The 24,302-nt window shown below is 71.5% G+C and carries 24 protein-coding genes and 1 pseudogene; 7 read left to right on the top strand and 18 right to left on the bottom strand.

Annotated features, from left to right (window positions below):
• Positions 1-50: 50 nt before the first annotated feature.
• Positions 51-2,576: an ATP-dependent Clp protease ATP-binding subunit gene (locus ACFV6V_RS13490; RefSeq protein ID WP_385563484.1), complete on the bottom strand. Its 2,526-nt coding sequence runs from the start codon at positions 2,574-2,576 to the stop codon at positions 51-53.
• Positions 2,577-3,049: 473 nt separating this feature from the next.
• Here ACFV6V_RS13490 and ACFV6V_RS13485 point away from each other — a divergent pair, with 473 nt between their 5' ends.
• The gene (locus ACFV6V_RS13485) at positions 3,050-3,661 is read left to right on the top strand and encodes an SCO3374 family protein (protein ID WP_385563481.1); all 612 of its coding nucleotides are present in this window, start codon (positions 3,050-3,052) and stop codon (positions 3,659-3,661) included.
• Here ACFV6V_RS13485 and ACFV6V_RS13480 read toward each other — a convergent pair.
• From ACFV6V_RS13480 to ACFV6V_RS13435, 10 genes are all read right to left on the bottom strand, one after another.
• Positions 3,640-3,975: an Lsr2 family protein gene (locus ACFV6V_RS13480; RefSeq protein WP_361283002.1), complete on the bottom strand. Its 336-nt coding sequence runs from the start codon at positions 3,973-3,975 to the stop codon at positions 3,640-3,642. The genes ACFV6V_RS13485 and ACFV6V_RS13480 overlap by 22 nt on opposite strands.
• 167 nt (positions 3,976-4,142) lie before the next feature.
• A complete protein-coding gene (locus ACFV6V_RS13475; RefSeq protein ID WP_385563478.1) occupies positions 4,143-4,682 on the bottom strand; it encodes an amino-acid N-acetyltransferase in 540 nt (179 codons plus the stop codon).
• A gap of 9 nt (positions 4,683-4,691) precedes the next feature.
• Complete coding sequence (locus ACFV6V_RS13470) at positions 4,692-5,219, bottom strand: BlaI/MecI/CopY family transcriptional regulator (RefSeq protein ID WP_385563475.1); 528 nt, start codon at positions 5,217-5,219, stop codon at positions 4,692-4,694.
• 202 nt (positions 5,220-5,421) lie between these two features.
• Positions 5,422-5,619 (bottom strand): hypothetical protein, encoded by a 198-nt coding sequence (locus ACFV6V_RS13465; protein WP_385563472.1) that lies wholly within the window; start codon positions 5,617-5,619, stop codon positions 5,422-5,424.
• Positions 5,620-5,632: 13 nt separating this feature from the next.
• Complete coding sequence (locus tag ACFV6V_RS13460; protein WP_385563469.1) at positions 5,633-6,274, bottom strand: hypothetical protein; 642 nt, start codon at positions 6,272-6,274, stop codon at positions 5,633-5,635.
• Between the two features lie 99 nt (positions 6,275-6,373).
• Complete coding sequence (locus ACFV6V_RS13455; protein ID WP_385563466.1) at positions 6,374-7,171, bottom strand: type III pantothenate kinase; 798 nt, start codon at positions 7,169-7,171, stop codon at positions 6,374-6,376.
• On the bottom strand, positions 7,171-8,214 hold the full coding sequence (gene nadC / locus ACFV6V_RS13450) for a carboxylating nicotinate-nucleotide diphosphorylase (protein WP_385563463.1): 1,044 nt from the start codon (positions 8,212-8,214) through the stop codon (positions 7,171-7,173). The genes ACFV6V_RS13455 and nadC overlap by 1 nt, the downstream gene beginning before the upstream one ends.
• Complete coding sequence (locus ACFV6V_RS13445; RefSeq protein WP_385563460.1) at positions 8,211-10,010, bottom strand: L-aspartate oxidase; 1,800 nt, start codon at positions 10,008-10,010, stop codon at positions 8,211-8,213. Before ACFV6V_RS13445 ends, nadC begins: the two co-directional genes overlap by 4 nt.
• Entirely contained in the window at positions 10,007-11,173 is a 1,167-nt protein-coding gene (gene panC / locus ACFV6V_RS13440; RefSeq protein WP_385563457.1) for a pantoate--beta-alanine ligase, read from the bottom strand. Before panC ends, ACFV6V_RS13445 begins: the two co-directional genes overlap by 4 nt.
• Entirely contained in the window at positions 11,170-12,108 is a 939-nt protein-coding gene (locus ACFV6V_RS13435) for a Rossmann-like and DUF2520 domain-containing protein (protein ID WP_385563454.1), read from the bottom strand. The genes panC and ACFV6V_RS13435 overlap by 4 nt, the downstream gene beginning before the upstream one ends.
• A 205-nt stretch (positions 12,109-12,313) precedes the next feature.
• On the opposite strand from ACFV6V_RS13435, the gene ACFV6V_RS13430 reads away from it, so the two are divergent.
• Positions 12,314-13,585 (top strand): threonine aldolase family protein, encoded by a 1,272-nt coding sequence (locus tag ACFV6V_RS13430; protein WP_385563451.1) that lies wholly within the window; start codon positions 12,314-12,316, stop codon positions 13,583-13,585.
• A gap of 200 nt (positions 13,586-13,785) precedes the next feature.
• Positions 13,786-14,892 (top strand): DUF5937 family protein, encoded by a 1,107-nt coding sequence (locus ACFV6V_RS13425; protein WP_385563448.1) that lies wholly within the window; start codon positions 13,786-13,788, stop codon positions 14,890-14,892.
• A gap of 173 nt (positions 14,893-15,065) precedes the next feature.
• Here ACFV6V_RS13425 and ACFV6V_RS13420 read toward each other — a convergent pair whose 3' ends face one another.
• Together ACFV6V_RS13420 and ACFV6V_RS13415 are read right to left on the bottom strand one after the other, a co-directional pair.
• Positions 15,066-15,728 carry an O-methyltransferase gene (locus ACFV6V_RS13420; protein WP_385563514.1) on the bottom strand — a complete coding sequence of 221 codons (663 nt, stop codon included), beginning with the start codon at positions 15,726-15,728 and terminating at the stop codon, positions 15,066-15,068.
• A gap of 18 nt (positions 15,729-15,746) precedes the next feature.
• Positions 15,747-16,013: pseudogene (locus tag ACFV6V_RS13415) on the bottom strand (DUF2218 domain-containing protein); the annotation flags it as partial.
• A 115-nt stretch (positions 16,014-16,128) separates the two neighbouring features.
• On the opposite strand from ACFV6V_RS13415, the gene ACFV6V_RS13410 reads away from it, so the two are divergent.
• Entirely contained in the window at positions 16,129-16,716 is a 588-nt protein-coding gene (locus ACFV6V_RS13410; RefSeq protein ID WP_385563445.1) for an ArsR/SmtB family transcription factor, read from the top strand.
• Between the two features lie 129 nt (positions 16,717-16,845).
• On the opposite strand, the gene ACFV6V_RS13405 is transcribed toward ACFV6V_RS13410, so the two are convergent.
• Positions 16,846-19,410 (bottom strand): helicase C-terminal domain-containing protein, encoded by a 2,565-nt coding sequence (locus ACFV6V_RS13405; RefSeq protein WP_385563442.1) that lies wholly within the window; start codon positions 19,408-19,410, stop codon positions 16,846-16,848.
• A gap of 81 nt (positions 19,411-19,491) precedes the next feature.
• On the opposite strand from ACFV6V_RS13405, the gene ACFV6V_RS13400 reads away from it, so the two are divergent.
• A complete protein-coding gene (locus ACFV6V_RS13400; protein WP_385563440.1) occupies positions 19,492-20,463 on the top strand; it encodes a hypothetical protein in 972 nt (323 codons plus the stop codon).
• A gap of 101 nt (positions 20,464-20,564) precedes the next feature.
• Positions 20,565-21,209 carry an HAD family hydrolase gene (locus ACFV6V_RS13395; RefSeq protein WP_385563438.1) on the top strand — a complete coding sequence of 215 codons (645 nt, stop codon included), beginning with the start codon at positions 20,565-20,567 and terminating at the stop codon, positions 21,207-21,209.
• Here ACFV6V_RS13395 and ACFV6V_RS13390 read toward each other — a convergent pair.
• Positions 21,161-21,382: a hypothetical protein gene (locus ACFV6V_RS13390; RefSeq protein WP_385563511.1), complete on the bottom strand. Its 222-nt coding sequence runs from the start codon at positions 21,380-21,382 to the stop codon at positions 21,161-21,163. The two genes, ACFV6V_RS13395 and ACFV6V_RS13390, sit on opposite strands and share 49 nt — an antisense overlap.
• Positions 21,383-21,665: 283 nt before the next feature.
• Here ACFV6V_RS13390 and ACFV6V_RS13385 point away from each other — a divergent pair, with 283 nt between their 5' ends.
• Entirely contained in the window at positions 21,666-22,049 is a 384-nt protein-coding gene (locus ACFV6V_RS13385; protein WP_385563435.1) for a cold-shock protein, read from the top strand.
• A 77-nt stretch (positions 22,050-22,126) separates the two neighbouring features.
• Here the strand turns inward: ACFV6V_RS13385 and ACFV6V_RS13380 are convergent, their stop codons facing one another.
• From ACFV6V_RS13380 to ACFV6V_RS13370, 3 genes are read right to left on the bottom strand one after another with little or no spacing between them, the layout of a single operon-like run.
• Positions 22,127-22,990 (bottom strand): 1,4-dihydroxy-6-naphthoate synthase, encoded by an 864-nt coding sequence (locus ACFV6V_RS13380; protein WP_385563432.1) that lies wholly within the window; start codon positions 22,988-22,990, stop codon positions 22,127-22,129.
• Complete coding sequence (locus tag ACFV6V_RS13375; protein WP_385563429.1) at positions 22,987-23,688, bottom strand: futalosine hydrolase; 702 nt, start codon at positions 23,686-23,688, stop codon at positions 22,987-22,989. Before ACFV6V_RS13375 ends, ACFV6V_RS13380 begins: the two co-directional genes overlap by 4 nt.
• A gap of 17 nt (positions 23,689-23,705) precedes the next feature.
• Complete coding sequence (locus ACFV6V_RS13370; RefSeq protein WP_385563426.1) at positions 23,706-24,185, bottom strand: DUF2771 domain-containing protein; 480 nt, start codon at positions 24,183-24,185, stop codon at positions 23,706-23,708.
• Positions 24,186-24,302: the final 117 nt, after the last annotated feature.

Below are 24,302 nucleotides of genomic sequence, written 5' to 3'. Positions count from 1 at the left end.
GCCCCGGACCGAAGGTCCGGGGCAGCCCCCTTTTCACGCTACTCGCGCGCTCACGCGTCCTTGGACAGGTTCGGCCCGGAGCCGCCGGCCGCCTGCTCGATCGGGGGGACGTCGGGCAGTGCCGACTTCTCCTCGCCTCGGAAGGTGAACTTCTTCTCCTCACCCTCGCCCTCGGTGTCGACCACCACGATGTGACCGGGGCGCAGCTCGCCGAAGAGGATCTTCTCCGAGAGCAGGTCCTCGATCTCGCGCTGGATCGTGCGGCGCAGCGGCCTGGCGCCCAGGACCGGGTCGTAGCCCTTCTTCGCCAGCAGGAGCTTGGCCTCCTGGCTGAGCTCGATACCCATGTCGCGGTCCTTGAGCCGCTCATCCACCTTGGCGACCATCAGGTCGACGATCTGGATGATGTCTTCCTCCGAGAGCTGGTGGAAGACGACCGTGTCATCGACGCGGTTGAGGAATTCGGGCCGGAAGTGCTGCTTCAGCTCGTCGTTGACCTTCGCCTTCATCCGCTCGTAGCCGGTCTTGACGTCACCCTGGGCGGCGAAGCCCAGGTTGAAGCCCTTGGAGATGTCCCGGGTCCCGAGGTTGGTCGTCATGATGATGACCGTGTTCTTGAAGTCCACGACCCGGCCCTGGGAGTCGGTCAGACGACCGTCCTCCAGGATCTGGAGAAGGGAATTGAAGATATCGGGGTGGGCCTTCTCGACCTCGTCGAAGAGGACGACGGAGAACGGCTTGCGGCGCACCTTCTCGGTGAGCTGGCCGCCCTCTTCGTAACCCACGTATCCGGGCGGGGAACCGAAGAGACGGGAAACCGTGTGCTTCTCGCTGAACTCCGACATGTCGAGGGAGATCAGGGCGTCCTCGTCGCCGAAGAGGAATTCGGCGAGCGTCTTGGACAGCTCGGTCTTACCGACACCGGACGGTCCCGCGAAGATGAACGAGCCACCGGGACGCTTCGGGTCCTTCAGACCCGCTCGCGTGCGGCGGATCGCCTGGGACAGCGCCCTGATGGCGTCCTTCTGGCCGATGACGCGCTTGTGGAGCTCGTCCTCCATGCGGAGCAGCCGGGAGGACTCCTCCTCGGTGAGCTTGAAGACCGGGATACCGGTGGCCGTGGCGAGGACCTCGGCGATCAGCTCGCCGTCGACCTCGGCGACGACGTCCATGTCGCCGGCCTTCCACTCCTTCTCCCGCTTGGCCTTCGCCGCCAGCAGCTGCTTCTCCTTGTCACGGAGAGAGGCCGCCTTCTCGAAGTCCTGGGAGTCGATCGCGGACTCCTTGTCCCGGCGCACGCCCGCGATCTTCTCGTCGAACTCGCGGAGGTCCGGCGGAGCGGTCATCCGGCGGATACGCATCCTGGATCCGGCCTCGTCGATCAGGTCGATCGCCTTGTCGGGCAGGAAACGGTCCGAGATGTACCGGTCGGCCAGGGTGGCCGCCTGGACCAGGGCCTCGTCCGTGATGGAGACGCGGTGGTGCGCCTCGTAGCGGTCGCGCAGCCCCTTGAGGATCTCGATGGTGTGCGGCAGCGACGGCTCCGCGACCTGGATGGGCTGGAAGCGGCGCTCCAGGGCCGCGTCCTTCTCCAGGTGCTTGCGGTACTCGTCGAGCGTCGTGGCACCGATGGTCTGGAGCTCACCGCGGGCGAGCATCGGCTTCAGGATGCTGGCTGCGTCGATCGCGCCCTCGGCGGCACCCGCACCCACCAGGGTGTGGAGCTCGTCGATGAACAGGATGATGTCGCCGCGGGTGCGGATCTCCTTGAGCACCTTCTTCAGGCGCTCCTCGAAGTCACCGCGGTAGCGGGAGCCGGCGACCAGCGCGCCCAGGTCGAGGGTGTAGAGGTGCTTGTCCTTGAGGGTCTCGGGCACCTCGCCCTTGACGATGGCCTGCGCCAGGCCCTCGACGACCGCCGTCTTGCCGACGCCGGGCTCGCCGATGAGCACCGGGTTGTTCTTGGTACGGCGGGACAGCACCTGCATGACCCGCTCGATCTCCTTCTCGCGCCCGATGACCGGGTCGAGCTTGGACTCACGAGCGGCCTGGGTGAGATTCCGGCCGAACTGGTCGAGGACCAGGGAGGTCGAGGGCGTGCCCTCGGCCGGGCCGCCGGCCGTGGCGGCCTCCTTGCCCTGGTAACCGGAGAGCAGCTGGATGACCTGCTGCCGCACCCGGTTGAGATCGGCGCCCAGCTTCACGAGGACCTGGGCGGCGACGCCCTCGCCCTCGCGGATCAGGCCGAGCAGGATGTGCTCGGTGCCGATGTAGTTGTGGCCCAGCTGAAGAGCCTCCCGGAGCGACAGCTCCAGGACCTTCTTGGCACGAGGGGTGAAGGGAATGTGCCCGGACGGGGCCTGCTGGCCCTGGCCGATGATCTCCTCCACCTGCTGGCGGACCGCCTCGAGCGAAATCCCGAGGCTCTCCAGGGCCTTAGCGGCGACACCCTCACCCTCGTGGATAAGGCCCAGGAGGATGTGCTCGGTGCCGATGTAGTTGTGGTTGAGCATCCGGGCTTCTTCCTGAGCCAGGACGACAACCCGCCGCGCGCGGTCGGTGAACCTCTCGAACATCGTTAATCGCTCCTCAGAGCGGTCAGTCAGTTAGGGGTCGATCCCCTCCCTGTCCTTCCGCAGCTTAGTCCCGCAAGCGGGGACCGCTCATTCCAACTGCCGACACCCGTCGCTGGCCTCCTGCCCCGAACGCCGACAATTGCTCCAACCCGATGGTGCGAGACGTTGTTCCCGCAGGCCAAGCCGTTAGCCCCGCTGTATGTACGCCGATGGCGAACGTGAGACTGCCGAGCCCGCGTGTCCGTCCGTCCCCACTAGGGATGTCTTACCCGTATGCACCGACAGTCCATGCCGCGCACGCCGGTTCCCTCAGCTACGGGCGAACATCCTTGCGCCCCCGGACGCACCCTTCGCGCCCTTTACGCGCTCCATTTGCCGGTCCCTTCCGGCCTCTCCCGACCCGCATTCCATACGGTGAGCAATCATTAGCCCACACTGCGTAACCAATGAGAGGCCGAGGGAGTTCCCCGGACATGGCCGTCACCGTGCCCTCCGCGCCCACCGTCCCCGTTGTGCCGTCCCCCCGTGCGCCGCTGCCGTCCCCCGACGGCATCGCGCGCTGGTACGAGAACGAGCTGGGCTGGGCCACCGCGGACGGGCCGCCCGTACAGCTGCTGACCGGGCTGCGCTTCGATGTGCTGGAGCTGCCGGCCGATGCCGGACTGATCCTGCTCAGGCGGTACGCCCGCACGGGTCCGGTCGCCCTCGCGGGGCGCAGAATGCGGCTGCTGGTGGCCATGGGCAGCGCGGACGAGCTGCCCGGGCTGCTCGACTGGCTGGAGTGGGGCGGCATCGGTCTGGAGCTGACCGCCATCGGCACCGATGGGCGGATCGCCGCCCCTCAGGGGGCCGCGGGCTGGCTGCGGCCCCCGGAGCCCGGGCGCGAGGTCGAGCCCTCGCTGCCGGCACTGTCCCCCGTCGGACGTCGTACCGGCTCCGTGGGCGTGCCCGACCTCGTACGGCTCGTGGACACGGCGGCCACTGCGTGCCACCGGGCCCGGCTGCTGCGTGCGACCGCGCCTGCGACGGTCCCCCACCGCAGTTCCCGCAATCAGCGGGAAACTCAGCCGTTGGCCTTCTCGTAGGCCTCGCGGATCTCGGCCGGGACGCGGCCACGGTCGTTCACGCTGTAGCCGTTCTCCTTGGCCCACTTGCGGATCTCGGCGGTGTCCTTGTTGCCCGAAACGGCGACACGGCCCTTGCCGCGGCCGGTCGCGGCCCGGCCGCCGGTCTTCCGGCCGCTCTTGGTGTACGGCTCGAGCAGACCGCGGAGCTTGTCGGCGTTGGCGGTGGTGAGGTCAATCTCGTAGGTCTTACCGTCCAACGCGAACGTCACGGTCTCGTCCGCCTCGCCACCGTCGAGGTCATCGACAAGAAGGACCTGAACCTTCTGTGCCACCGGATTTCCTTTCATCGAAAATGCAGTACGCGGAAAGGAAACCGCTTTTCCCGGAAAAACACAAACCCCTGGGAGAGGTTCAGAACCTCGAGAACGCGGGAAACGTGCGCGATTCGGACATCTGGCGTTCCGCCCGGCCGTTCCGTTCACGTTCCGGACGGGTTCGATCACAGGTGCAGAAGCATGCGGCTGTTGCCCAAGGTGTTCGGCTTCACCCGTTCGAGACCGAGGAACTCGGCGACTCCCTCGTCATAGGAGCGCAGCAGCTCGCTGTAGACATCTCCGTCTACCGGGGTCTCCCCGATCTCCACGAAGCCGTGCTTCACGAAGAAGTCCACTTCAAAGGTAAGGCAAAACACCCGCCGCACTCCGAGCCAGCGGGCCGTGTGCAGTAGCTGGCCCAGCACCTGATGGCCCACACCCCCGCCTTTGACTTGGGGATCCACCGCCAGGGTGCGGACTTCCGCGAGATCTTCCCACATCACGTGGAGCGCACCGCAACCGACCACTCGGGCATCGGCATCCCGTTCCGCCACCCAGAACTCCTGGATGTCTTCGTAAAGCGTCACCGTTGCTTTGTCGAGCAGGATGCCTTCGCTTACGTACGGATCGACGAGCCCGCGAACGGCCGGTACATCGCTGGTCCTGGCCCGCCGGACGGTCACGGCATTTGCTACGGCATTGGGAAGCGGATGCGCTGGGGACATGAGCGGACGCTATCGCCCCGCGCCGTCCGCTTCGCCCCCGGGCTCCCGGTCCTCTTCCTGGCCCTGTTCCCCGCCTTCGCCGCCTTCGCCGCCTTCCGGGTCTTCTTCCCGGGGGGATCGCCGGCCCTCGCGTTCCGCGGGCCGTGCCGGCCCGCCTTCGGGGGCGGCTTCCGCCATCCGCGGCTGAACCACGCGGATCGCGTCCTGGAGCGCCTCGCGCTGCTCCGGCGACATCATGCCGAAGAACGCGACAAGGGCCGCCGCAGGGTTGTCGCTCTTCGACCAGGCTTCGTTCATCAGTGCGGCCGAGTAGGCGGGCCGCGTGGAGACGGCGGTATATCGATAGGCGCGCCCTTCGACTTCCCTGCGCACCCAGCCCTTCTGATGGAGATTGTCCATTACCGTCATGACGGTGGTGTAGGCGATGGAGCGTTCCTGCTGGAGATCTTCCAGGACTTCCCGGACCGTCACCGGGCGGTTCCATTGCCAGATGCGCGTCATGACGGCGTCTTCGAGCTCTCCCAATTGGCGGGGCACATCGCCACCATAGTCGGAGATGTCGGAAAGAATGGCTATTGACGTAGTTCGCACACGAAAAAGGACGTACGGCCGTAGACGACCGCACGTCCCCTGAGTGTGCCGGGATCAGCCCCGGTCAAGCCCCGATCAGGACCCATCGGGCTCCACCACTGCTTGGCGAAACCGGCAAAACCCGATCGGGATTCAGTCAGCCACCGGGTCAGACCCCGGTCGGGCGCTCCGCCACGGCCGGCGCCCCGTGCTGCCGGGCGCCCTCCGCACGGGCCAGCGCCGCGTCCACGGCCGCGTCCTCCTTGGCCTTGTTCGGGCCGCCCTGACTCTTGACGATCGTCACGACGAGGCCGATGAAGAAGCAGGCCATCACGACGGGGGGCAGGAGCGCGGATACGTAGTCCATGCCCCCAGAGTAGCTAGCCGGCAGCCCGCTTCTTCGCCGGGGGCGCGGGCTTCCGGCGGGGCGGGAAGACCTCGCCGGGCGTCGGGATCGGGCGGTCGGGCCTCGGCGCGGGGTCCGGGGCCGGCTTGGGGGGTGCCGGGCGCGGGTCCTGTTTGTCGCCGGACCGCGCCGGCGACCGGCCTCCGGGGAGCGCGTGCAGCCGGGCGCGAGAGGCCCGGGGGGCACCGGCGGCGGTGGGAGCGACGCGGGCGGCCAGCCGGGCTCGTACCGAGACCTCGGCAAGCCTGCGGCAGCGCTCCAGCAGGGCCTGCGCGGCCGGTGTGCGGTGCGGGAGGGTACGCAGGGCCGCCAGGTCGTCGGGCCCTGGGTCGTACCCGGCGGCCAGGGCCTCCTGGAGCAGCTCCAGATAGCCCCCTGCCGAGCCGGGGAGGGCATCGCGGTAGCGGACCAGGTCGGCGATGAGGAACGCGCGCTGCCGGTCCGCCTCGCGCACGGCCTCGTCCACGGACTCAGCGAGCCGCAGACAGTCCTGGACGAGGGCGTCGCTCTCGCGGGGCTGTTGGGGATTGAGGGCGATGGCGAGGGCGCGTCGGAGCACACGCAGTTCGTCTGCGCTGAACGCCATGCCGCCGCGGGATCCGTATGGCGTGGGCATGGGCCGACGATACGCGCTAATCGGACAAAATTCGTTTAGCGCGCATCTACGGCGCGGCGTGCCCGGTTCACCGCCACCCGGTGGGCCGTCAGGCGTCGGTCACATACGGGAGACGTTGCGCTCGTAGACGAGACGCAGCCCGATCAGCGTCAGCCAGGGCTCGTGCTCGTCGATCTCCGAGGACTCACCGAGCACCATCGGCGCCAGACCACCGGTGGCGATCACGGTGACATCGTCCGGGTTGTCGGCCAGCTCGCGCTTCATCCGCTGGACGACGCCGTCCACCTGCCCCGCGAATCCGTAGACGATGCCCGCTTGCATGGCCTCGACCGTGTTCTTGCCGATCACGCTGCGCGGCCGGGCCAGCTCGATCTTGCGGAGCTGGGCGCCCTTGACGCCGAGCGCTTCGACCGAGATCTCGATGCCGGGGGCGATGACCCCGCCCGCGTACTCACCGCGGGTGCTGACGGCGTCGAAGGTGGTGGCCGTGCCGAAGTCGACGACGATCGCCGGGCCGCCGTACAGCTCCACGGCCGCGACCGCGTTGATGATGCGGTCCGCGCCGACCTCCTTGGGGTTGTCCATGAGGATCGGCACGCCCGTCTTGACCCCGGGCTCGACCAGGACCGCGGGGACGTCGCCGTAGTAGCGGCGGGTGACCTCACGCAGCTCGTGCAGCACGGAGGGGACGGTGGCGCAGATCGCGATGCCCTCGATGCCGTCACCGAGCTCCTCGCCGAGCAGCGGGTGCATACCCATCAGACCGTTGAGGAGCACCGCGAGTTCGTCGGCGGTGCGCCGCGGGTCGGTGGAGACCCGCCAGTGCTCCACGATCTCCTCGCCGTCGAACAGGCCGAGGACGGTATGCGTGTTGCCGACGTCGATGGTGAGGAGCATCAGTCCTGGGCCTCTCGCAGATCGAGGCCGATGTCGAGGATCGCCGACGAGTGGGTGAGGGCCCCGACGGCCAGGTAGTCGACGCCCGTCTCGGCGTAGGCACGGGCGTTGGCGAGCGCGAGCCGGCCCGAGGACTCCAGCACCGCACGCCCCTTGGCGAGGGTGACGGCCTCCTCGGTCTCGGCGGGGGTGAAGTTGTCCAGCAGGATCAGGTCGGCGCCCGCGTCCAGGGCCTCCCGGACCTGGTGGAGGGTGTCGACCTCGACCTCGATGGCGAGATCGGGGGTGCCCATCGCGGCCATGGTCTCCCGTACGGCCTTGAAGGCCTGGGCGACCCCGCCCGCGGCGATGACGTGGTTGTCCTTCACCAGGGCGGCATCGGAAAGGGACATCCGGTGGTTGACACCGCCGCCGCAGCGCACGGCGTACTTCTCCAGCGCGCGCAGTCCCGGCGTGGTCTTGCGGGTGTCGCGCACCTTCGCACTCGTGCCCTCGAGCAGGTCGGCCCAGGCACGGGTGGCGGTGGCGATACCGGAGAGCCGGCACAGGATGTTCAGCGCGCTGCGCTCGCCGGTGAGCAGATCGCGGGTGCGGGCGGTGACGGACAGCAGCTTCTGGCCCGCTTCGACCAGGTCGCCGTCCTCGACGTGCCGTTCGACCTCGAACTCGTCGGTGCAGACGATGGACAGCACGGCCTCGGCGATCCGCAGACCGGAGACCACTCCGGCCTCGCGTGCGGTGAAGTCTCCGGTGGCCACGGCGTCCGCGGGAACGGTGGCGACCGTCGTGACGTCGAAGCCGCCGTCGAGGTCCTCCTCGATCGCCAGGTGCGCGATGTCCTCGACCTGTACGGGATCGAGCCCCGCGTCGGCCAGGAGTTCGGCCAGCGCGGGGTCGAGCCCGCACTCGTACACCTCGTCCGCGTCGCCTGCGCAGCCGCAGCCGTCGCCGCAGCCCGCCGCGCCGTCGGCTGCGGAGGAGGGTGCGCCGATGTGGATCAGCGGTACGTCCACGGGCTCGGGACGTTCTTCGGGCGTGCTCACGGTTGCGGCTCCCTGGGGGGAAGGGGGGTTGGGCGGGTGGACGTGACCGGAGACAGCGACTCGCTGTCGGTACGGCTGACGACGAGACGTCGGTCGGGTGTGAGCCGTACGACGATATGGCGGCGCCACCGCGTGTCGTCCCGGTCGGGGTGGTCTTCGCGCCAGTGGCAGCCACGGGTCTCGGCGCGCTCGCGGGCGGCGGCGACCAGCACCCGGGACACCAGCAGCAGATTGCTGGCCTCCCAGGACTCCACTCCGGGCTCGGCGGCCTTGGCGCCCCGGGCCGGGGTGTCGTCCTGGGCGTCGTGCCGGGCCGCCTGGTAGAGCCGCTCCAGTGCCTGCGCAGCCGCGTCGAGGCTGGCGGCGGAGCGCAGTACGCCCGCGCCCTGGGTCATGATCCGCTGGATCTCGTGGCGGGTCTCGGGCGCGAGCAGCGGTACGGGCCTGTCGTCGGCACCGGGAGTCCCGGGGGCCGGGGCGCTGACCGGGGTCGCGGTAGGCGTCGGGACCGGGCCGGCCGGGGCGGAGGCGACGATGGCCGTGGCGATGCGCTCAGCGAAGACCAAGCCCTCGAGCAGCGAGTTGGAGGCCAGGCGATTGGCGCCGTGTACGCCCGTGCAGGCCACCTCGCCGCAGGCGTAGAGGCCGGGGACGGTGGTCCGGCCGTGCAGGTCGGTGCGTACGCCGCCGGAGGCGTAGTGCGCGGCGGGGGCGACCGGTATCGGCTCCGTCACCGGGTCGATCCCATGGGCACGGCAGGCAGCCAGGATGGTCGGGAAACGGTGCTCCCACATCTCGGCGCCGAAGTGGCGGGCATCGAGGAGCATGTGGTCGGCGCCCTGCTCCTGCATCCGGCGCATGATGCCCTTGGCCACGATGTCGCGCGGGGCGAGCTCGGCCAGTTCGTGCTGGCCGACCATGAAGCGCGTGCCGAAGGCATCGACCAGAAACGCGCCCTCGCCCCGTACCGCCTCGGAGACGAGTGGCTGCTGGCCCTCGGAGTCCGTGCCGAGGAAGAGCACCGTCGGGTGGAACTGCACGAATTCCAGATCGCTCACCTCGGCCCCGGCGCGCAGCGCCAGAGCCACGCCGTCACCGGTGGAGACGGCCGGGTTCGTCGTGGCGGCGAAGACCTGGCCCATGCCACCGGTCGCCAGCACCACGGCGGGCGCGTGCACCGCGCCCACGCCGTCGTGCTGGCCCTCCCCCATGACATGGAGGGTGACTCCGGCCGTGCGGCCCTCGTCGTCGGTCAGCAGGTCCAGGACGAGCGCGTGCTCGATGATGCGTACGGCCCGCTCGCGTATCGCGGCGACCAGCGCCCGGGAGATCTCGGCTCCGGTGGCGTCGCCGCCCGCGTGGGCGATGCGGCGCCGGTGGTGACCGCCCTCGCGGGTGAGCGCGATCCCGCCGTCCGACTCGGTGTCGAAACGGGCGCCGGTCTCCATCAGCCGCCGCACGGCGTCCGGGCCTTCGGTGACCAGGGTGCGCACGGCCTCCTCGTCGCAGAGCCCGGCGCCTGCCACCAGTGTGTCGTCCAGGTGCTGCTCGGGGGTGTCGCCCTCGCCGAGCGCCGCCGCGATACCGCCCTGGGCCCAGCGGGTGGAGCCGTCGTCCAGAAGAGCCTTGGTGACCACGACCGTACGCAGCCCCGCGGCCGTACAGCGCAGTGCGGCGGTCAGTCCGGCTACGCCGGAGCCGATCACCACGACATCGGCTTCGATGGCCCAGCCGGGTGCGGGGGCGTCCAGGCGTATTCCGCTCGTTCCGACAGTTCCGGCGGTTCCGACGGTCATACCGGCGCTCCGAAAGTCAGGGGGATGTTGTCGATCAGCCTCGTCGTGCCGATCCGCGCGGCGACCGCCATGATCGCCTCGCCCTCGTAGCCGTCCGGGACCTCGGTGAAGTCGGCCGGGTCGACCAGCGCCAGATAGTCCAGCTCCAGCCGCGGCACCGCCGTGGCCGCCTCGTCCAGCACGGCACGGGCCGCGGCGCGCACGGCATCGGCCCCGCCGCCCGGCTGGGCCGCCGCCACGGCGTGCGCGTCCGCCGCGGCGCGGGCCTCCCCGAGCGCGGACAGCGCGGCGGCACGCGCCAGCGGGGCCGGGGCGGACTCGGCGCGGGCCCGCAGCGCCTGCTGCGCGGCGAGCCGGTCGCGGGACGCGAACAGGGCCCGGGACAGGGCGAGCGCGGCCCTGCGCTCATCGGGCGCGAGATAGCGGTTGCGGCTGGACAGCGCGAGTCCGTCCGGCTCGCGCACGGTGGGCACGCCGACGATCTCCACCGGGAAGTTCAGATCGCGGGTCATCCGCCGGATCAGCGCGAGCTGCTGGGCGTCCTTCTGGCCGAAGAAGGCCACATCCGGCCGGGTGAGGTGGAGGAGCTTGGCGACGACGGTGAGCATGCCGTCGAAGTGCCCGGGGCGACTGGCGCCTTCGAGGAGCTCGCCCATGGGGCCCGCGGTGATACGGACCTGCGGCTGCCCGCCCGGGTAGACCTCGTCGGTGGACGGGGCGAACACCACGTCAGCGCCCGCCTCCCGGGCGATCTTCAGATCGGCGTCCAGGGTGCGGGGATAGCGGTCGAGGTCCTCGCTGGGGCCGAACTGCAGCGGGTTGACGAAGACGGTGACGACGACGAAGCCGTCGGCACCGGCATGGGCGCGGGCCGTGCGCACGAGGGTGGCATGGCCCTCGTGCAGGGCGCCCATGGTCATGACGACGGCGACGCGGCCACGCGGCGCGAGCTGCTCCAGGGCCCGGTCCAGGTCCTGACGGCTGTGCAGCACCTGCGTGGCCGCCATGGCGGAGTCCTCGCCGCTGTGCCCGTGCGGCTCACCGGGCCCGTACGTCTCCTGAGACGCGTATGTCCCGTCCGGCTCGTGTGCGTCGGGCTTGTGGGCGTCTTCGGGCTCGTACGCTCCGGCGGGGCGGACGGTGTTGCTCGCGTCCTGGCTCATCGGCTGTCCCCCTCGGCGAGCACGCCCAGCAGGTCCTCGGCGAGCTCGGGCTTGAGCAGTCCGTGCGCCAGGGCGCGGTCCGCCGTCGTACGGGCCATGGCCAGATACCCGGCGACCGCCCCTGGCGCGTGCTTGCGCAGCTCGGTGACATGGGCGGCGACCGTGCCGGCGTCGCCGCGGGCCACCGGGCCGGTGAGGGCGGCGTCGCCCGAGCGCAGGGCGTTGTCGAGTGCGGCGCCGAGCAGCGGACCGAGCATCCGGTCGGGCGCCGCGACACCCGCGGTGCGCAGCAGCTCCATGGACTGGGCGACCAGGGTGACCAGATGATTCGCACCGAGCGCGAGGGCGGCGTGGTAGAGCGGGCGGGCCTCCTCCTCGATCCACTCCGGCTCACCGCCCATCTCGATGACCAGGGCCTCGGCGGCCAGTCTGAGCTCTTCGGGCGCGGTGACCCCGAAGGAGCAGCCGGCCAGCCGCTGGACGTCCACGCTCGTCCCCGTGAACGTCATCGCGGGATGCAGGGCGAGGGGCAGCGCACCGGCCCGGCGGGCGGGATCGAGCACGGCCGTGCCATAGCGCCCGGACGTGTGAACGAGGAGCTGGCCAGGGCGGATGGCCCCGGTCTCGGCGAGTCCCCCCACCAGGGCGGGCAGGGCATCGTCGGGCACCGTGAGCAGCACCAGCTCGGCGCGGGCCAGCACCTCCGCGGGCGTCACCAGCGGCACATCGGGCAGCAGGGCCGCGGCGCGGCGCCGTGAGGTGTCCGAAACGCCGGAAGCGGCGACCGGGCGATGCCCGGCCAGCTGGAGGGACGCGGCGAGAACGGGGCCGACGCGGCCGGCTCCGACGACACCAACAGTGAGCCGGGCCGGTCGGTCCCTGGGGTCGACGGGCTCGGATGCTGGATGAGGTGCTGACGGTGGTGGTGCGTTCACGCGGCGACGGCCTTCCGTTCCAGTCCGCGGGGGGTACCGGACGATTCTTCGTCATGCTACGCCAGCGCCTCGCCGTGCCCTCGGTCGTCCACAGGCCACGGAGTGGGTCGGGAAGCCCTCCGCGGAGTTATCCACAGGGCCGTGCGGATCGGGGCCCGGACCCGCGAAGATCTCACTACGCCGGAAGACGAGGGGAGCGGCGGAGATGACGACTGCGAACATGACGGAACCGACGGGACCAAGGGAACCGACGGCACCGACGCACACGGCGAAGAACGCGACCGACGCACCGCATACAGCCCAGAGCGGGCCGGACGGGTCACGGCGCAGGCTCGCTGCCTGGCGGGCCTCGAAGCGGGTCCTGTGGCGCACCACGGGGGAATACCGCCTGGGTGAGCGGCTGGCGGCACTCGCTGCGGACGCGGGCGCGGTCCACGACCTGGAGGAGGAGGTCGACGTCTACGGCGACGGGGTCGTCGAAGCGCTGGAGGACCGGGTGGCGGAGCTGCTGGGTTTCCCGGCCGCGGCGTTCTTCCCCACCGGGACGATGGCGCAGCAGGTGGCTCTCAGATGCTGGGCTGGGCGCACGGGCAATCACACGGTCGCACTGCATCCGCTGGCGCATCCCGAGGTGCATGAGCGGGGCGCGCTCGGCCTGGTGAGCGGGTTGCGCACGGTTCATCCGACCCGGGCACCCCGGCTGCCCACGGCCGATGAGGTCCGGGGCCTGGAGGAGCCGTTCGGCACCCTGATGCTGGAACTTCCCCTGCGTGAGCCCGGTTTCCTGCTGCCGGCCTGGGACGAGCTGGTGGAGGTGGTGGCGGCGGCCCGCGACCGGGAGGCCGTGGTGCACATCGACGGCGCCCGGCTGTGGGAGTGCACGGCCCACTTCGGGCGGGGCCTGGACGAGATCGCCCAGCTCGCGGACAGCGTGTACGTGTCCTTCTACAAGTCTCTGGGCGGGCTCTCCGGGGCCGTTCTGGCGGGTCCCGAAACGCTCGTCGAGGAGGCCAGGGCCTGGCGGCACCGCTATGGCGGGCAGCTCTTCCAGCAGTACCCGGCCGCACTCTCCGCGCTGCTCGGCCTGGACCGGGAGCTGCCGCGGCTGCCCTCGTACGTGGCGCACGCAGGGATCGTGGCGGGCGCGCTGGCGGAGGGGCTGCGGTCCGCACCGGAGATCGGCTGGTTCCGGGTCCACCCCGATCCACCGCACACCCACCAGTTCCAGGTGTGGCTGCCGTACGAGGCTGATGTGCTGTCCGAGGCGTCGCTGCGGCAGGCCGAGCAGACGGGGGTCACGCTGTTCCGGAGGTGGTTCGCACCAGAGCCCTGGGGGCCGCCCGGTGTCTCGGTCACGGAGGTGACCGTGGCCTCGGAGGGGCTGGAGTGGACCTCTGAGGATGTGCGGGCGGCGGTGGGTGACTTCATAGGGTTCCTGGTCCCGGTTGCCGATGGCGGCGGCGACGCAGCCGGTTGAGCGCCGCGCGGAGGATCTCCCAGTCGTGGCGTCCTGGAGGCGGAGGGAGCGGAGCACCCGTGCGGGTGGCGCGGCAGGAGTCGAGGAGGTGCTGCTGAATGGCGTCCATGGGCCCAAGGCTGCGTCGGCAGGCTCGGTGCGCGCGCACCGATTGACCAGCGCCGTCAATTGGGGCGACGTCGTGGGGACGACCGCGCACCATGGGGGGCGTGAGCGTCTCCATTGACATCGCGGGCCTGCCGCCCGAGCGCATCGTGTTCTCGATATCCCCGCTGGCCGAGCTGGGGGTGGCCCTGCACGCGCTGGCCGAGCCCGGACACCATCCGGGGCTGCACGGCTGGGCCACAGCCACCGCGGCAGGGCTGAAGCCGGATCTGGCCGACCGGCTGCACGAGGCGCACTTCCTGTGGAGCACCACGTTCTCCGACGTGTTCACGCCGTTCGCCGGTGTGCCCGGCCACGACGGAAGCACGGGCGTGACACTCGCCGAAGAGCTGGATCTGCTCGACCGGCTCTCGGACGAGCGCTTCGTCAGCGCGGCGCTGGAGCTCACATGCTCCACCTACGACAGCGGCGGTCCGGTCGACGCCTGCCGTGCGCTGGAGCTCGCGGCGGTCCGCGGCCCCCGGCCGCTGGAGTTCACCCGTCGGCTGCTGGACGATCCCGCTCCCGTGCGCGCCTGGCTGCGCCGCCTGTTCGAGGACTGCGACCAGGCGTTCTTCGCCGAGACCTGGCAGCGGGTGCGCATCCAGCTCGCCGCCGACGCCCGGCACAAGACGGAGCTGCTGCGCCGCAAGGGCCTGGCGGAGGCGCTGCGCGCCGTCTCGCCCGCGCTCTCGCTCGACGAGTCGGCGGGCAGGATCGCGGTGGACAAACTCGTGGAGGGCCAGACCACCGCCGTCGACCACCAGGTGGGGGCCGGGCTCACGCTCGTGCCTTCCAGCTTCGGCTGGCCCCATCTGATGGTGCTGCACGCCCCGGGCTGGCGCCCCGTGATCCACTACCCCGTCGGAGCCCCGGAGCTGCCCGGCCCGGCCTCCGTCGACGTGCTCAAGCTCCGCATGGAGGCGCTCGCCCACCCGATGAGGATGCGCCTGTGCCGCAACCTCGCCCGCACCTCGTACAGCACCGGCGAGCTGGCCGACGCCCACGGCATCACGGCCCCGGAGGTCTCACGCCATCTGTCGGTCCTCAAGAAGGCGGGCCTGATCACCACACGGCGCCGGGGCCGCTATGTGCTCCACCAGCTGAACGTCCCGGTGGTGGCCCGGCTGGGAAGCGACTTCCTGGAGACGGTCCTGCGCTGACCGGCTCAGGGCGGAGCCCGGCGGTCACCGCGTCACCAGGCCACCGGGCCCGGGCCGCGGGGTCACCGGGGCGACCGCGCCACCGGGCCGGGCGACCGCGCCACCGGGCCGGGCCACAGCGCCACCGGCGCTCGGGTCACCGGAACATCGGCGCCCGGGTCACCGGCGCTCGGTCACCGGCGCCGGGCGACGGTCACTCCGTCGCGCACCGGCAGCATCACCGCGTCCACCCGCTCGTCGGCCGCGATCAGGTCGTTGAGCCGACGCATCGCCATGTGACGCGGTTCCTGGTAGGCGGGGTCGAGCACACGGCCGCCGAGGAGGACGTTGTCCAGCACCACCAGCCCTCCGGGGCGCAGCCGGTCCACGATCTCCTCGTAGTACGCCGGGTAGTTGTCCTTGTCGGCGTCGATGAACGCGATGTCGATGACCGGCTCGGTGTCGAGCGCGCGCAGCGTCTCCAGCGCGGGGGCGATACGCAGATCGATCCGTTCGGCGACGCCGGCACGCTCCCAGTACGGCCGGCCGATCGCGGCCCACTCCTCGCTGACGTCGCAGGCGAGCAGTCGGCCGCCGTCGGCCAGACCACGGGCGATGCAGAGGGTCGAGTAGCCGGTGAACACACCGACCTCGACCGCGAAGCGGGCCCCGGTCAGCCGGGTCAGCATCGTGAGCAGCGTGCCTTCGTCGGCGGAGATCTGCATGCCCGCTGCGTCGGCGGTGGCCTCGCGGGTGGCGGCGGCCAGCTCGCTGAGGATCTCGTCGGCCGGTGTGTGATGGCTGAGCAGGTACTCGCCGACGACGGGCTCCGTGGGCTCCAGTTCGCCGCCGTCGATCGCGGCGCTCCAGTCGGCAACGAGCTCCTCCCGGGTGGCGAAGCGCACCAGGTGACGGGTGATGACGTCTTGGACCCGGGCCAGGGATTCGGCGTCAACCGCCGTTGCCGTCAGCTCCAGCCGGTCCATGGCAGGCGTGAGGACGCAGGTCCCGGAGGGGACCGTGATCGTGCCGCGGCCGTCGGGGCCGAGGGTGGTGGTGGCCTTGTGGCCCATGTGCGATACGAGCTGCTTGACGTAGCGGGCGGGGTGGGCGGTCGCGACACGGGCGGTGGCGAGGGGCATGGGACTCCTTGGGGTCTCCCGTTAAGTGGCGAGAATCCTCGCCACTTCCGAGGGGGATTCTGATCACGACGTGACGCGGTTGTCAAAAGTGTTTGGTTTCCTAGACACTTCCGTCATGGCACAAGATCAGCCCCCGCCCGGAAGCGACGCCGGTCGGGGCAGCCGGCAGCACCGCGATGAGCAGGACCACCTCGTGCTGCGCTCGGCCGAACAGTTCAAGGCCCTCGGGCACCCGGTGCGCCACCGCATGGTCAACGTGCTGCGCCAGCGCCCCGCGACGCTGCGTCAGCTCGCCGATGTGCTGCGCGTGAGCAAGGGCACCATCGGCTATCACGTGCGTGTCCTGCGCGAGGCCGGACTGGTCCGGCTGGCCGAGACCCGCCAGGTGCGCGGCGGCACCGAGCAGTACTTCGCCCTGGTCAGCCGCACCTTCAAGGTCCACGAGGACGCGCCCGTCGGGCCCGAGTTCCTGATCAACGCCGCACTCGGCGAGATGGCACCGGACCAGCCCGGCGAACCCTCCCACACCGCGCTGCGCCACCTCTGGCTCACCGACACCGAGGCGCACGCGCTGGAAGCCCGGCTCCGCGCGATGGCCTCGGAAGCGCATCCGGCGGACCCCGCGTACGGCCGGCCGTACGGGCTGCTGGTCAGCCTCTTCCGTGCCGATGTCCCCAGCCTGCCGCCGGACGACGCGCGCTGATCACCGGGGGTACGCGGTCCTCACCGCGGCCGTGCTCCGGCCACGTACCGGCGACGGCGTTGAGCACCGGGGTATGCGGCCTTCGCCATCACCGGCTCGCCGCGTAATGGACCGAGCGGCCCCGGGGCGTCAGGAGTGCGGCTCGTCCGCGAGTTCCGCGACGCCCGTGATGCGGTGCAGCGGATACGTACGCACCTCGTCGGCCGTGTGGTCGTAGGCGGTGACGAAGCCGCCCTCCACGCGCACGGGTGCGATGACCCGCTGGCTGGCGGCGCCCTCGGCGTTGACGTAGCCGATCCAGAGGGCGGAGCCGGTGAGGGCCGCGGCCTGGACGGTGGCGAGGGTTTCGGCGGGGGTGGTGCGGGGGAGCCGGCCGTCCGCCGCGGTTTCGGCGGGTGTGGGCTTGCGGGTGGCGGTGGCGGCCAGATCCCCGGCGCGGATCGCCTTCACGGCGGCGCCGAGCAGGGTGTCGTCCGGGGACGGGGGGCCGTCGGGGACCGGAACCGGTGGGGTGCGGGGCGGGGTGCGGCGGCTGTCGGCACGGGTGATCAGGACATCGCCTTCGGCGGACTCGGCGGCCGGTGCGTAGCCCATCGCGCGCAACCCCTCCAGCAGGCTCGCAGGGTCGGCCTGGGCGGCCAGCACCGTGGGGGCGAGGCGGCGCAGGCGCAGGGGCTGCGAGCGGCGGTCCGCGAGGATCTCGTCGAGCAGGGCGTCGTCGTCGCAGCGTACGTACGCGGAGGCCGCGCCGATCCGCAGGTGGCCGTGCTTGCGGGCCACGTCGTCGATCAGATAGCTCAGCGGCTGCGGCACAGGCGTACGGCTGTGCCTGGCCAGAAAGGCGTGCAGATCCGCCGCCGCCTGCCCGGCGTCGAGGGCGCGTCGTACCGAGGCCGGCGTGAACCGGTACACCGTCGCGCCACCCTTCGATTCCACGTCCGCGAGTACGTCGAGGGCGTCGGCGAGCGGTCTCTCCAGCGGGCCGGGGGCGACGGCCGTGAGGTCGGCCTGGAGCAGCACATGGTCCAGCGGGGGCGGGAACAGCGGCGCGATGGCCGCGGCCGCGAGCCTGGCCCGGTCGGCGGGGGTGTCCGCGGCGAGCAGGGCGCGCGCCGCGGCAGAGAGGGCGCCGCGGCCCGTGAGGCCGAGGAGTTCGGCCTCCATGAGGGTCCAGCCCGCGATCCGCGAGCGCAGATCCACGGCGTCCACGCGCACAGACCGGGCCGGCCGCTCCCAGCGCAGCCGGGCCAGCACCGAGTCCGCGTCGGCGCAAGCACCGGCCGGGAGCTCCGCCAGCAGGTGCAGCACCCTCAGCCGCACCTCCGGCGCCGCACCGCGGTCCAGATCCGGGCCGAGCGCCGCGAGAGTGCGCCCCTTGGCATCCTGCCCGCCCACGAGGCCCGGGATACGGGTCGCGGCGAGCCATGCCGCGACCAGTTCCGTCCAGCGGTCGGCGGCCGGGAGGTCCAGCCACGCGTCATACGCGGGCGTGGGCACGTAACGTTCATCGGCTTCCCCGTCGGATGCCAGGAGCCCCGCCCCGTAGGCGAGTTCGATCCAGAACGAGGCGATCGGCTCCGTCACGTCCAGCGCCGCCGCCGTCCGCTTCAGGTCGCGCACGCTCAGCCCGCCCGCCCTGAGCACCGCGGGCCCGCCCGTCTGCCAGTCCTTGAGCAGTTCCTCCATGGTGGCGAGCGCGGTGTACGCCTGCCCCGCCGCCGTACTGTCCACAACCTGTGGACGGTATTGGGTCGCGACCACCACCTCCGGAGCCACCGGCTCCGGCTCCCGGTGCGCCCGGCCTCCGCGCAGATGCAGTGCCGCCTCACGCGGCAGCACCACGGTGCGCGGCGACGCCGGCAGCAGCAGCCCGTGGTCCCGCAGCCAGCGCACGGGTGGCGCCGGATCCGCGGTCACCTCCCCGTACGGCGGCCCCCACACCAGCCGGTCCAGCACCGCCAGCGCCTCCGGCGGAGCGGTGTCCAGCAGCCCCGCCATCCGCTCCCGGTCCGTGAACAGCGCCGTCAGCCCGCCCACCGCTGACACGGAGTCATGCGTCGCCGGCAGCCCGACGGTGGCGAGGATCTCCTGGAGCCGCCCCGGCGACATACCCGCCGTGGACTCGGCGACGGTCGGCCCGAGCCCGGTCGGCGAGGGGTGCGACGGGGACGGGGTGAGCAGCTCGCGTGCCGTGCGCACCAGCCTCAGCTGGTCGTCGTCGCCCCAGACGAGAGCGTGTGCGCGCAGCACGGCGAGGGCGCGGGGCAGGGCGGCCGCGATCGCCGGATCCGCGGCCGGATCGGTGGTCGGCTCGCCCGCGTCGCCGGTGTCGCCCGCGAGCAGGCCGAGGACGGTGGCGTACGAGGTGGGCTCGGCGGCCACCGCCATCGCCTGCGCGGTCTGGAGCGCGAAACGGTCGAGCCGTTCCAGGGCCCGTACGACGGACGCGCGGGTGCCGGCGCGGGTGGCGAGCTGGGTGATGTCGTTCGGCACCGGGCTCAGCAGATCCGGGCGGGCCCGCAGGAGCTCCGCCAGCCCCCCGTCACCGCGGGCGCGCAGCGCCTCCGCCAAGGTGCGCGGCGCCGAGCGCGGCGCGCCGCCGTCGCCGCTGCCGCCGTTGTCACCTTTGACATCGTCTTCGCCGACCGTGCGTGCGGGCACGTGCGCCTCCCGATCGAGCTCACCGGTCCCCATCCGCCCCACGTTAGCCCCTGTTCGCGCGCTAACGTCGGGCCAGGGCGCCCACCGGTACGGGCGCGCTGCGGAAGGGCTGCTGTGGGGATCGAGAGCGACCAGCTTGTCTTCGACTATCTGAGCCGGGTCGGCGACCTCGCTCAGCGGCACCAGCTGTCCTCGGGGACCAGGATGCAGCTCGTGTCGTCGTTGCGGAGCGAGATCGACCGGCAGCGGGCGCAGCAGGGCGCCGACAGCCCGGCGACCGTACGCCGCATCCTGGGGCGTCTCGGCACGCCGGACGAGGTGGTGGCGGCGGCGTCGCCCGACGGTCCGGGCGGGACCAGCGCGGCCAGTGGGACCAGCCGGACCCCCAGGACCGCCCCGGTCCGGTCGCCACGGGTGCCGCGCGTGCCGCGTCCGCGCAGGGCTTCGGAGTCCGCCGCGTCGCCACCGCACCTGGCCGGGATGGACGAACTCGGCTCATCCGACAGCGAACCCGACTGGTGGCGCATCGGGCCCGAGCCGGGGGACAGCGGGATCGGCGGGTTCGTCGGCGGCGTGGAGATCCCCGAAATACTGAAGCCCCCGCCGGGCGAGGATGCGGAGGCGGACGGGACGGACGCGGTGGAAGCGGACGCTGAGCCGTCCGCGCCCGCCCGGCGCCGGTGGCTGACCCCTCTCCGGCGCCGTCGCGGTGGCGTGGAGGCGGTCGGGGCATCCACCGCCCGGCGCTCGCTCGGCAGCCCGTTCCTCCTCGTCGCCGCCGCCCTGCTGGCCATCGGCACGATCCTCGGCTCCTGGCTGGCGCTCGGCCTCGGCTGGCTCCTCGCCTACGCGTCCCGCGCCCTCAGTCGCACCCAGGCGAAATGGGCCGTTCTCGGCCTCCCCGGAGTGGTCGCCGGCGGCACGGCGGTCTGGCTGTGGGGACGCGTCAACGGCCGCTGGGGCGAACCGATCCCGGCCGGCGGCGACGCGATGGCGGATGTCCTCACGGGGACATGGCCGTGGGTGGTACGAGGCGCGGCGATCGCGACGGCGCTGTATTTGGTCCACCGCGCCCGCAAGTCCTGACCGTGCGGACGCGGGGTTTCGCGGTGCCCGTGACCCCGTCCGGAACGCCCTCCGCACGGGGTGCGGGGACACCGGGCGACCCGCCCCCGGACAATGGCACCATGCAGCCCCTCACCGTCGGTTTCGACCTCGACATGACCCTCATCGACTCACGTCCGGGCATCCACACCGTCTACCTCGCCCTGGCCGCCGAGACCGGGGTCCCCATCGACGCCGACCTCGCCGTCTCCCGGCTCGGGCCGCCGCTCGAGCAGGAGATCGCCTGCTGGTTCCCCGCGGACCGCGTCGAGGAGATGTCCGCCCGCTACCGGGAGATCTACGCCCTCCACGCCATAGCCCCGAGCCTCGCGATGCCGGGTGCGCGTGAGGCCATCGCCGCCGTCCGGGCGGTCGGCGGGCAGGCCATCGTGGTCACCGCCAAGCACGAGCCGAGCGCCCGGCTGCATCTGGACCACCTCGGGATAGAGCCGGACGCGCTGATCGGGTGGCTGTGGGCGGAGGCCAAGGCGGAGGCACTGCGGGCGCACCGAGCGCGGGTGTACGTCGGCGACCACGTCGGGGATGTACGCGGCGCCCGGACCGCGGGTGCGCTGTCCGTCGCCGTGGCGACCGGGCCTTGTGGGGCGGACGAGCTCAGGGCGGCCGGTGCGGATGTGGTGCTCCCGGACCTCACCGCGTTTCCCGAGTGGCTCGCCGCCTATGCGGCGGCGGACCGGGACGCGGTGGACCGGGCCTCACGGCGCTGACTCGCGATCGACCGCAGTATCCCCGCTCCCGCGATGAGGAACCCCAGACCCATCAGCATGCAGACGGCGTAGGCAATCGGAGGAAACGGCTCCGTGCCGAGAAACAATGGGGCCACTGTGACAAGAGTGGCCACAGCTCCGACGATGAAAACGATCCCTCCGACACGCACCAGCCCGTCCCCGGGCCCAGTCGCCGAACCGGCGCCTGAACTGGCGGCTGAACCGGCCGAACCGGATGAATTCGTTTGGGTTTCGAGAGTCACTCGACCAGGGTAGTTCCCAGCGCACAGGAATCACCGGGGACGTCTTGTCAGCGGGCCCGGGACCATTAGCCTTGGTTGGTGGCGGGTCAGACAACGACCCGCTGTAGTGCTATCCAGAGCAGTTTTCAGACCAGTTTTCCGTATTTACCACAGTTTCCCTAGTTTCCCGACGAGTACGAGGACGAGGACAGACGTGCCTACCGGCAAGGTCAAATGGTTCAACAGCGAGAAGGGCTTCGGCTTTCTCTCCCGCGACGACGGCGGCGACGTCTTTGTCCACTCGTCGGTGCTTCCTGACGGAGTCGACAGCCTCAAGCCCGGGCAGCGAGTGGAGTTCGGCGTTGTCGCAGGTCAGCGCGGAGACCAGGCGCTCTCGGTGATCATCCTGGACCCGACCCCCTCCGTCGCCGCCGCGCAGCGCCGCAAGCCCGACGAGCTGGCGTCGATCGTGCAGGACCTGACCACGCTGCTGGAGAACATCACGCCTCAGCTGGAGCGGGGCCGTTACCCCGACAAGGCGCACGGCGCGAAGATCGCGGGTCTGCTGCGTGCCGTGGCCGACCAGCTCGACGTCTAGGTCCTGTCCGGATCCAGGGACACGCAGGCAGAGAAATCCGGCCGTGGGGCAGCACAAGCCTCACGGCCGGAGCGCTGTCACGGGAACGTCAGCGCCTCCGGCGCGATCGCCGGCACCAGACCCTCGGCCGCGGCGCGGGTGAGCAGCCCGCGGACCGCCGCGTATCCGTGCTCCCCCAGATCCGCGGTGAACTCGTTGACGTACAGGCCGATGTGCTGATCGGCCACCGCGGGGTCCATCTCCTGGGCGTGTTCGAGTACGTAGGGCCGTGACGCCAGCGGGTCGTCCCAGGCCATACGGACGGACGTACGGGCCGCCTCGGCCAGCACCCCCAGGGTTCCGACGCCCAGCGAGCGCTTGGCGATGATCGCGCCCAGCGGGATCGGCAGCCCAGTGGTGGACTCCCAGTGCTCGCCCATGTCGGCGAGGCAGTGCAACCCGTAGTTCGGGTAGGTGAACCGCGCCTCGTGGATGACGAGCCCCGCATCCACCTTGCCGTCCCGCACGGCCGGCATGATCTCGTGGAACGGCAGGACGACGATCTCCCCGACGCCCTCGGGGACCATGTCCGCCGCCCACAGCCGGAACAGCAGATACGCCGTCGAGCGCTCGCTCGGCACGGCGACCGTCCTGCCCGCGAGCTGTGCCGCGGTGCCGGTGCCCGGCTCGCGGGTCAGCACCAGCGGCCCGCAGCCCCGGCCCAGCGCGCCGCCGCAGGGGAGCAGCGCGTACTCGTCCAGCACGTACGGCAGCACCGCGTAGGACACCTTCAGCACATCGAACTCACCGCGCTCGGCCATGCCGTTGGTGATGTCGATGTCGGCCAGCTTCACGTCGAGACGGGGCGCGCCGGGGACCCGGCCATGTGCCCACGCGTCGAAGACGAACGTGTCGTTGGGGCAGGGCGAGTAGGCGATCTTGAGGGTGGTGCTCGGTGTCATCGGGCCTCCTCCTCGAGTGCGGGTCCGAGCCTTGCGAACGCGTTCCGCAGGGCCTCCAGGGCCTCGCCGATCCGCCAGGCGGCGCGGTCGCGCGGGCCTACGGCGTTCGACACGGCGCGGATCTCCATGACCGGGACGCCGTGCGCCGCCGCGGCTTCGGCGACCCCGAAGCCCTCCATCGCCTCACCGGCGGCCCGCGGGTGACGTGCGGTCAGCTCGGCGGCGCGGGCGGCGGTCCCGGTCACCGTGGACACGGTGAGCACGGGGCCGTGCACCGCGTCCAGGGCCTTGGCGAGCGGTGCCGAGAGCGGGGACGGGGCATGGGCGGAGCGGCCGAAGCCGAGTTGGTCGACGGTGAGATAGCCGTCGGGCGTGTCGGCACCGAGATCGGCGGCGATGATCGCGTCCGCGACGACGATCGCGCCGAGCGGGGCCGTCGGGGCGAAGCCGCCGCCGATGCCCGCGGAGACCACCAGGTCGTACGCCGCGGCCGTCAGCGCCGTCGCCGCGGCCGCCGCGGCGGCCGCCGGACCCACACCCCCGGCCAGCACATCGACGGTGACGGTTGTGCCGTCCCCGCCCCCGTACCGGCTCAGCACGTACCCGCCCGGGAGGGAGGTGCCGCCGACGGCGGACACCAGCCCGGCGGCAACGGCGTCCGCTTCCGCCTGCACCGCGGTCACGACGAGTACGTGCATGGGCGAGCCCGTTCGGCTCAGCCTTCCTTCTTGAGCGTGAAGTGCCAGATGCCGGTCAGCCGCTTGCCCGTGGTCTCCACGATGCTGACCTGCGCCGTGTTGGTCGCCTCGCCGGTCTGGGTGGAGAAGAACGCGCTGGCGGGGATCGACCGGTACGTCTTGTGGTAAGGCTCCTGCTCGGCCTGCTGGCCACCGATGAACAGCGTCCAGCCGTTCTCGGCCACCTCGGGCTCGACGCCGAAGCGGACCCGGTCGTCCGAGCTGACCTCGACGGTCTTGCCGGTCTTCTTGTTGAGGCAGCCCTGGATCAGCGACTCCTTGATGGCTTCGCCGTCGTTGTAGCAGGCCGCTTCGGTGCTGACCGAGTTCGACCCGACCGTCACGGTCGCGAGCGGCGTCGGCTTGTCGCAGGCGGAGAGTACGAGGAGGCCGGCGGACACGGCACCGAGGGCGGCGACGGCCCGGCGGCGCTTGCCGGAAGAGAACGCAACGGTCATGGGCCGAAGGCTATCGGGCGCCCGGTGTCCCGCCGCGCGGGGGTGCGGCGTGGCGCGGCGGCCCGCGTCCCCCACATGCGTCACACGCATCACCGCACCACGTGACTCAGCGTCTTC

It is taken from the genome of Streptomyces sp. NPDC059828, from assembly GCF_042731955.1.
Lineage (GTDB): Bacteria > Actinomycetota > Actinomycetes > Streptomycetales > Streptomycetaceae > Streptomyces.
The sequence above is the reverse complement of the archived record's forward strand: the minus strand, read 5'-3'. Positions and strand labels throughout refer to the sequence as shown.